Annotated in this window: 4 protein-coding genes and 2 pseudogenes; 5 read left to right on the forward strand and 1 reads right to left on the reverse strand. The window is 41.8% G+C overall.

Annotated elements, in window-relative coordinates:
* Positions 1-114: 114 nt before the first annotated feature.
* The 5 genes and pseudogenes from A37S_RS0122120 to A37S_RS0122140 all read left to right on the forward strand — a co-directional run.
* Positions 115-753: pseudogene (locus A37S_RS0122120) on the forward strand (tetratricopeptide repeat protein); the annotation flags it as partial.
* Positions 754-788: 35 nt separating this feature from the next.
* On the forward strand, positions 789-932 hold the full coding sequence (locus tag A37S_RS27885; RefSeq protein ID WP_211229844.1) for a hypothetical protein: 144 nt from the start codon (positions 789-791) through the stop codon (positions 930-932).
* A gap of 385 nt (positions 933-1317) precedes the next feature.
* Positions 1318-1887, forward strand: a complete 570-nt coding sequence (locus A37S_RS25780) for an RNA polymerase sigma-70 factor (protein ID WP_036603868.1) — start codon at positions 1318-1320, stop codon at positions 1885-1887.
* A gap of 137 nt (positions 1888-2024) precedes the next feature.
* Positions 2025-3209: a FecR family protein gene (locus A37S_RS25785; protein ID WP_051293394.1), complete on the forward strand. Its 1185-nt coding sequence runs from the start codon at positions 2025-2027 to the stop codon at positions 3207-3209.
* A gap of 156 nt (positions 3210-3365) precedes the next feature.
* Positions 3366-6770 (forward strand): SusC/RagA family TonB-linked outer membrane protein, encoded by a 3405-nt coding sequence (locus tag A37S_RS0122140; RefSeq protein ID WP_157279021.1) that lies wholly within the window; start codon positions 3366-3368, stop codon positions 6768-6770.
* A gap of 28 nt (positions 6771-6798) precedes the next feature.
* Here A37S_RS0122140 and A37S_RS27635 read toward each other — a convergent pair.
* Positions 6799-7063: pseudogene (locus A37S_RS27635) on the reverse strand (IS982 family transposase); the annotation flags it as partial.

Below are 7063 nucleotides of genomic sequence, written 5' to 3' on the forward strand. Positions count from 1 at the left end.
GGGGGGGGTGGCTTTTTTATCTAATGAAAATATTTACTGATAATCAGTAAGTTAAGTGAGTTTATTGCCTGTTTTTAAGTTTATCCGTTTGGTAGTGAAAAAAACAAACAGGCTAAACGGGCATTGCCATTGTTAGAAAAGTATTATAATGCCAATCCAACAAATTATGTCATCGGATTGGATTATGTTAAGACGCTTTTGTTGGAAAGGGAATACGCAAAAGCAGAGCAAGTACTTGCCGCTATAAAAATTTTACCTTTCGAAGGGGCAACCGCTGGACACCGATATTATCGACAGACCAAATTGATGCTCGCCCAACAGGCTTTCTCAAAACGCAACTATAAAGTGGCCCATAAAAAGGTCGAAGAAGCAAGATTGTGGCCTTTGCGCTTAGGTGTTGGCGAGCCCTACTCTACAAGCAAGGACGAAAGAATAGAGGATTATTTGGAGGCATGTATATATAAGGCATCTGGCGATAACCAAAAGAGAATGAAACTGTTGACCAATCTGGCCGACAGTAAGGCTGATTCTGTATCGATAAATACCGTACTTCAAATTGCTGCTTTGAAAGAGCTTAATAGAGACAGCGAGGCCACCTTGCTAGCCCAAAAGTGGAAGAACTATCACAAAGATTCCCAAACGGTTGAGAAAGTGGAGCCTCTTCTTAATGCAGTGTTAATAGAAGGTAAAGATGTTGACATGGGATTTTTTATGAATTTGATTTCAGATAAGGGCGATGAAAGGATGTTTTGAGTATTTTTCTTCCAGATAGCCTGGGTAGATGTATAATGGGACTTACAAGCAAAGAGTTAATTGGCAAAACCACTCAGGAGAAGATAGGTATTTGGTATCTCTTTAGTACCTTTTTGAGGATAGGCATGGTTGCATTTGATGGACATATGGCAGGCGGAATATTGGAGCAGAACCCCTAGCGGTAACTTACAGCAACTGTTGAACTAACAAAAGATAGTATACCAATAAAAAGGCCGACAATTTGTCGGCTTTTTTTGTTTCATTGATTAGAAACCTAGCTAGGTCGCATTAGAAGCCAGATTGAATAATTACCTAAAGGAGAACAAATCCTTGGTGAAATTCCTACGTAAATAAACCGTCATGTACTCCACACCGTAAAATAGACAGTTTTGTTCGTTCTTTGACCAATTTCGGTTAATGTCAGGCTGATCTTTATCAATCTTGACCAGATTTTATGCGATCTGCTTTTTCGTTCCCTTCTTTGGGTTTGGAGTATGCAAGCAAACCAAACCGCTTCTTTTTTATAAATAATTTACTACATTGCTCTTTATTTTAAACCTCAAGATGACATATAAGAACCTTCATGATAATGAATTGTTATTGAAGCTTCGCTTTGATGACCAAAATGCCTTTGAAGAAATATATAGGCGTTATTGGAGTGACATGTTTCATGCGGCCTACAATCTGTTGAGGGAAAGAGAGGCCTGTATGGATATTGTACAGGAGCTTTTTGTTTGGTTATGGGAACATCGCAATAGTTTAAATGTCGCATCGCTTAGACCTTATCTGATGGCCGCTGTAAAATTTAAAGTGGCGAATTATATTAAGAAAGGTAAGGTAAGATCCTCTTTTTTTGACCAAATCAAAGAAATGGAAGAGCCGTATGAATTGATTGAAGACAGTAATATGGAAGTGAAGGAGATGATGACGATCATCAACCACTTTACCAATCAGCTTCCAGAAAAGTGTCGGGACATATTTATATTGAGTCGCCATGAGGAGCTGAGCAATAAAGAAATAGCCGAGCGCCTAAATATATCCGTGAAAACAGTCGAGAACCAAATAACCATTGCCCTCCGAAAGTTAAGGTCATCCTTGAAAAGGATTTCTTCTTTCTTATTATTCTTTTTATAGAAGAAACGTAAAATCTTACGTCGATATCGACCCCAGAGAGATATTCTACGATATACATTCAAATTTTTAAAAAATTCTTCATTTGTTTTGGGGGTAACATCTGTCAGAGATGCCTTACATATATTATAGGCCCAATTATGAACAAGAACGACTTTCAACAGTTAGCGGAGAAAATCAGCAACGGCATTGCCACGGAAAAGGAGGTAGCATTGTATAATTACTACTATAACCGGTTTCAGGAGGATGTCGAATGGGATGAAAGTGCACTGGGTAAAGAATATGATGCAGAAAAAGAGTTGTACGCTCGTATCATCAAGGATTTGCCAGTATATAGATCAAATTACAAGAAAATCCCGTATATTAAGATAGCAGCAGCGGCAGCCATATTGATCATTGTTTCTATAGGCTTGATCCGGAACCAAGAACCTGAAATCCCTTCGCAACCTGCATATACCAAACAACAACATGTACAGGATGTAGATCCAGGTACGAACAAGGCTATATTGACTTTAAGTGACGGTACGGTGCTCAATCTGGACGAATCTCAGGAAGGGATATTGGCGCAGCAGGGGGGGGCGCGGGTTAAAAAAACAGAAGAAGGGAAAATTGCCTATACCGCGATGGGAAATCAGCTAAATGAGAATGCAGCAGCGGAGCCTGTTTTTAACAAGATTACCGTTCCAGAGGGTGGACAATGCCAACTTACGCTTCCAGACGGATCAAAAGTCTGGCTTAACTCTTCCAGTTCGTTGAAATTTCCTGTTGCTTTCACAAAAGAATCCCGCGAGGTCGAATTAGAAGGAGAGGCTTATTTTGAGGTCGTTTCCTTACCGACAGGTGGTAAAAAAGGAATACGAAAACGTTCTTTCATCGTGAAAACACCGACACAGCAAATTGAGGTTTTGGGTACGCAGTTCAACGTGAACGCCTATTCCAATGAAAACCTAGTAAAAACAACGTTGATAGAAGGCGCTGTGAAAATATCGTCTGTACCGAGCGGAGCCGAGGAAGTGCTTAAGCCGGGACAACAGGCGCAGTTGACGAACACTGGAGACATTCTAGTGGTCAGTGGGGTAGATACTGAGGAGGCTACGGCGTGGAAAGACGGGATGTTTTATTTCAATAATACGGAACTATCTGCCATCATGAGACATCTTTCCCGATGGTACAACGTGGAAATCGATATCAAAGATATGCCGCAGAAAAGATTTAATGGTGAGCTGTCTAGAGATGTAAAACTCTCTCAGGTACTCCAGATGATGGAAAAGACGAGTGGACTGAAATTTAAAGTGGAAGAAAGGAGGGTTTCGATGATAAAATGACATACAATAGGATAAGAACAAAAACCCCCAATTGTAAAACTGAGGGTCTTAGAACAAGCGTGCTCGAACACGCCTGCTTTGTAAGATTTTGTTTTTAATAAAAATACCGGCTAAAGTAATTTATCATGTTTTACTAATCTTAACTTATACAAATGTATGAATAATAATACTTGTGGCAAGGGAACGTGCCACGCCAATTATAAATATAGCATTCTCACCATTGGGATGCCAAAAATTTTCTTGACCATGAAGCTTACCTTGCTGCTAATCTTATTTGGTTGTTTACAGATTAAGGCATCAGTCTATTCCCAACAAGTCAGTTTATCGGAAAAAAAAGCATCGTTGGAGAAAATTATTAAAAAAATACGCAAACAAACAGGATATGCGTTTTTCTACGATGCGGCTTATTTACAGAAGGCGGCACCAGTGAGTGTAGATGTGCACCAAGTTTCTATAAATGAGGCTCTGACAAAGGTTTTTGAAGGGCAGCCGTTTACGTGGGAGGTGCTCGAGAATACCATATTGATCAAGCCGTCCGCAATACGGTATAAAAAGAATATGGATGAAGTGCAACCTACCATCGACATCAGAGGGAAAGTTGTTAGCGAAAGCGGAGAGCCATTACCAGGTGCCTCTATAAATGTAAAGGGCACGACTATAGGGACTTCTGCCGATGCAAATGGAGAATTCTTTCTGAAATCTATAGATTCCCGGTCAGTTCTTGTGGTTTCCCATACTGGTTTTAAGACACAGGAAGTTGTTGTTGGTGCCAGTAATGAGCTGCTTATTGAGCTTTCAGCTATTTTAAATGATTTGGACGAAGTCATCGTGGTCGGATATGGGACTACAAAACGGAAAGATTTTGTAGGTTCCGTAGGATCGTTGAATCTCGAAAATTCCCCTGTTGCGTTGGCCCCGAACCTCAACGTTTTGGAAGCACTTAAAGGCAGCATCAGCGGACTGAACATTGGTGCAACAAATTCCGCTGGAGGACAACCCAGCATGCAAATCCGAGGACAGAATTCGATCAGTGGAGACAATAATCCTCTCATCGTATTGGATGGGGTTATTTTTATGGGTAGTCTGAGCGACATCAATCCGAACGATATCGCTACGATAGATGTGCTAAAAGATGCCACTTCCGCAGCAGCATACGGGTCACGATCCGCCAACGGAGTAATCGCGATTACGACAAAGCGAGGTAAAACAGGGAAACCCGTCATAACGTTTAATACATCGACTGGGTTTCAAAATTGGCAAAACAAGCCGGTGATGCTGCGCGGAGAAGAATGGATCGATATGGTGAATGCGCGCAACCAGTATACTCCTGGAACAACCAATTGGATGAAAAGTGGGGAACTCGCGAACCGGGAAAACGGAAAGGAAATCGTTTGGTTGGATGAAGTCTCCCGCACAGGTGCGATGCAAAATTATCAGGCAGCGATCTCTGGAGCGACCGAAAACATTAATTATTACCTGTCTACCTCTTACGACGACAATAAAGGCATCGTGGTAGACGACAAGTTTAATAGGATTGCACTGATGGGAAAACTGAATGCCAATATTACACAATGGTTGGAAATTGGCGTGGATGCAGGTTTTTCGAAGCGTGATTACTCGGGAGTTACAGCAGATCTGGCCCAAGCGCAGATGATGTCCCCTTATGGAGTAATGTATCGGGACGATCAGGGTAACCTAGAAAAGTATCCCTATACACAGGCTGCAATTAATCCGCTATGGGGTATCAATGATGGTCTGCGTGATAACGACGATCGGAGATACAATTACAGGCTGAATACCCGTGCGGTAGTAAAAGTTCCCTGGGTGAAGGGATTGAGCTATCGCGCCAATTACCTGCTTAATCAGGATCAGAATTATTATTTGAATTTCCAATATGAAGGACTATATGTGCAAGAAGGCGAGTCGCCTAATCGATACAATCCCAATACTATACAGGGATTTTTGACAAATGCCAATGGAAGTATAAATACCGAGAAGACTTATAGTTATGTGTTTGATAATATAATCAATTACAACAACTCTTTTGGATTTCACGATTTAGATGTTACATTGGTGGCAACCAGAGACTACCAGAAATATGAGCAGGTCATTTCTTCCGGTAGTGACTTTGCAGCAAACGGGAATACCGCACTAGGCGTACAAGGTCTTCATAAAGCTACTGTACAACGAATTGATCTTAATGGACGTGAACGTTCAAACATCGGGTATCTCGGTCGGGTCAACTATTCATTCCATGAAAAATATTATGTCACTGGATCTTATCGTCGTGACGGAGCTTCGGTTTTTGGTGTGGATAATAAATGGGCCGATTTTTTTGGAGCAGGTGCTTCGTGGCGTATTTCTGCAGAACCTTTTATGCTTTCATTTTCTGCGCTTAATGACCTAAAACTAAAATTTTCATGGGGGCAGAACGGTAACCAGGGAGTTGGGCCCTATGGTACGCTATCTGTTGTGGCCAATGCCGCAAGTGGTGGTACGAGGTATCAGTTTTCAAATACACCAGGTCAGATCTACTATGGGTTGTACCAGAGTTCGATCGGAAATACTTTACTTGGATGGGAGAAGACAACATCCTGGAACACAGGTTTTGAATCGGCTTGGTTAGATAATCGCCTCTTTGTAGACTTGGACGTGTATTTCGCAAAAACGACCGACCAGATATTTACCCGTAATATTCCGGTCATGACGGGGTTTAAAACAATGGTGACCTCTATGGGACAAGTAAACAATAGAGGAGTCGAAGCAACTTTGCGTACTGTAAATCTACAGAATGACAATATGACCTGGAGTACGACACTCACTTTCTGGAAAAACGTCAATAAATTGGTTTCCCTATACGGCGAGGATCTCGATGGCGATGGTCGAGAGGATGATGATATTGCCAACAGTCTGTTTATCGGCAAATCGTTGGAATCGATATATGGGTATGAACAAATCGGTATTGTACAGGAAAGCGACATCGAATATATTGCATTGACCGGTGCTGCGCCCGGTGCACCGAAATATCGTGACATAGACGGAGTCGATGGAATTACTGCGGCCGACCGAACCATTCTGGGCAATGGCAAGGAGAATTTCCGATTGAATTTCAGCAGTAATCTGGCATATAAAAATTTTGGATTCTACATGATGATCACTGGAACATTTGGTGGAAATAATACGTACCTAAGATCCAATCCTTCTGCTTATCTAGTCAGTGGAACTGGGCGTTTCAATGATAATGTGCCCGATATTCCATATTGGACTCCCGAAAACCAGAGCAATACATATCCGTCGGCAATATTTGCGGGTGACGGCCGTTTCCTTGGTTTGCAAAACCGTGGATTTGTGCGTGTTCAGGATGTGACCTTGTCCTATAGCTTTAATCAGACCTGGCTGGCTTCCACACGTATCAATTCACTAAAGGTATTTGCCACGGCCAAAAACCTGGGGACATTCACCAACTGGTTTGGTGGAGATCCCGAAACGGGAACACGGATCAGGGAATCCACATTGCCAGTAGCTTCCACTTACTCTCTTGGTGTCAACTTAAGTTTCTAACGATTATATAATTAATTCAAGTTGCTAGTTATATAATCTTGTTCAATGTAAAAGCGAAGATGAACAGGGATATTTTAAGAATCCATCCCCTAAATGTTACGGCATGGATTTTTCTAAGAAACAGCCCCTTTATCTCACTGATGGTCGTCTCCACCCTTTTTCTCATATACTCTTTTATGAATGCCGCGCTTGCACTGTCCTTCCTTTTGCTGTTTGCCTTTCGGTGCACTTTAAGGGCAATCTGATCGTTCTCCAGCAGATCGTCCTCTATTTGGTAGTTGGTATAGGCTGAG

Source organism: Olivibacter sitiensis DSM 17696, assembly GCF_000427965.1.
GTDB lineage: Bacteria > Bacteroidota > Bacteroidia > Sphingobacteriales > Sphingobacteriaceae > Olivibacter > Olivibacter sitiensis.